Origin of the sequence: Microbulbifer aestuariivivens, from assembly GCF_039545115.1 — a bacterium.
Lineage (GTDB): Bacteria > Pseudomonadota > Gammaproteobacteria > Pseudomonadales > Cellvibrionaceae > Microbulbifer > Microbulbifer aestuariivivens.
The window spans coordinates 1-1,810 of sequence record NZ_BAABRT010000049.1; the positions used below are offsets into that span (position 1 = coordinate 1).

2 protein-coding genes are annotated in these 1,810 nt (G+C 47.1%); both read right to left on the reverse strand.

Features of this window, described 5'->3' with window-relative positions:
• Window positions 1–156: 156 nt before the first annotated feature.
• Entirely contained in the window at window positions 157–768 is a 612-nt protein-coding gene (locus ABEA58_RS14215) for a DUF6630 family protein (protein WP_425563541.1), read from the reverse strand.
• Between the two features lie 460 nt (window positions 769–1,228).
• Window positions 1,229–1,609 carry a hypothetical protein gene (locus tag ABEA58_RS14220; protein ID WP_345552560.1) on the reverse strand — a complete coding sequence of 127 codons (381 nt, stop codon included), beginning with the start codon at window positions 1,607–1,609 and terminating at the stop codon, window positions 1,229–1,231.
• Window positions 1,610–1,810 lie beyond the last annotated feature (201 nt).

Genomic DNA, 1,810 nt, shown 5'->3' on the forward strand with positions numbered 1-1,810 from the left:
GGCTAAGCAATACTGCTTTGACTTTGAATTCATCTGAGTACCGCCATGTCTTCTTTGGGTTTTTGTACTTGGGCATTGGACACCTCGTCTGTTTGACTTTGGTGTCCGTCAAAGCGGGGGAAGATCATGTGTCCGCTGGAGCTGCTTGTTACATGTTTATTTTTCAGCAAAATACAGCCCTATACCAGCCTTACTAGCTGTTTCTATTGCAACCGGTAAATCTTTTTTTTGAAGCAATACTAAAGCGTAAGAGTCTGAGTCCTCATTGATACCAATAAGGTTGTAACCGGCTTCTTTAATACACTCGAAAAGTGAGGGCCATTCTCCCTCAGTATCCAAGAAAGTGCCAATACCGTATTTTGTGTTACTGTAATACTCGTCCATCTGTTTGTAGCAATCAACTTTGGAAATGGCACCATTTGAAAGTTCATCAAGCTGACTCAGGACCCACTTAGGCTCCGAAGCGACGTCTTGGTAAACAAGGTACTTCGCTTTTGATAAAGCGTCTATTAACGCGATTGGAGAAGTAACTTCTGTAGGTTGCTCAATACCTCTTTGGTATAAGTCTTCTTCATATTTTTTGAAATACCTTTTCGGGTTTGCTACGAATAGGGTTACCTCGCTTATCACTTTTTCGTCATTACCTGAGAAACCTTTTGCCAAGTCAATCAGCGCCTGATCGGCGATACTTGGATATTTCTTCATATTTTCCGCACACCCATATATAAAAAGAGAAGCAACGACCAACAAAAGTAGTCCATGTATCATTTTCACGCTTGATCCTTCTTTGACATGTAACGCCGCTAGCAGGGGCAGCCGGAGCGCAGCGTAGGCTGTCCAGCCCAGCCAACGGCTGGGCGAACCTGCCTAGCTTGGTTATGCTGACGCGCTCAGGGCCAACTACCAGCACTTTGCCAGCCACGGATTGGCTGGCCAGACCCAATATTACGAGGGAAGAATACCGCACTTCCCCCACCAGATTATTAACTTAATGGCACTCCATGATACTCCAGTGGACTAGCCAGCCCTACCCCAGCAGAGAGGTCGCTCTAGGAGCGAAACTGTTGGGACACGAAACGACGGAGCTGCTCAGTGTTGGACGCCACAGTAGTGCAAAAAATTACCCGCAGGCACTGACAATAATTTTTACCGACCGGCAACATAACGCCGAGGTAATGGGCAAAGTACGCAGTACTTTGTCCAGCCGAAGGCGCCATTGACCGTTTTGTTAGGCATTTTTGTCCGAGCTCTCAATTTGCTTAGCGCTACGATAGCTAAAGAATGACCAAAGTAAAAATATTAGACCAAGCAAGGCTATGAACGAGCTACCGTACTCACCGGAAATGATGATAGGTAGCACACCAATAAGAAGAAAGACTAAACCAGCTAGCAGCATCGAAAGACCATTGCGCCGATATGCGCTGCCTGTTTTCTGGTATGCAGACTTACTTCGTTCAAGCACTTCATTTAATGAAGAAACCTCTTCTTCACAACTATTGATGCATGCTAGTCCAGGAGAAATATCTACAGCACATTTTTCGCAAAGCCCTTTCTGACAAGACTTACAAATACCAATGGCTTCAATGTCTCGATGGTAATAGCACTTCATACTCTCTCCTGATGCCTAACGCCGCTAGCAGGGGCAGCCGAAGCGCAGCGTAGGCTGTCCAGCCCAGCCACCGACTGGGCGAACCTGCCTAGCTTGGTTATGGCTGCCGCACTCCCGCCAACTACTAGCACTTTGCCAGCCACGGATTGGCTGGCCACCGCCCAATGTTACGAGGGAAGAATACCGCACTTCCCCACCCAA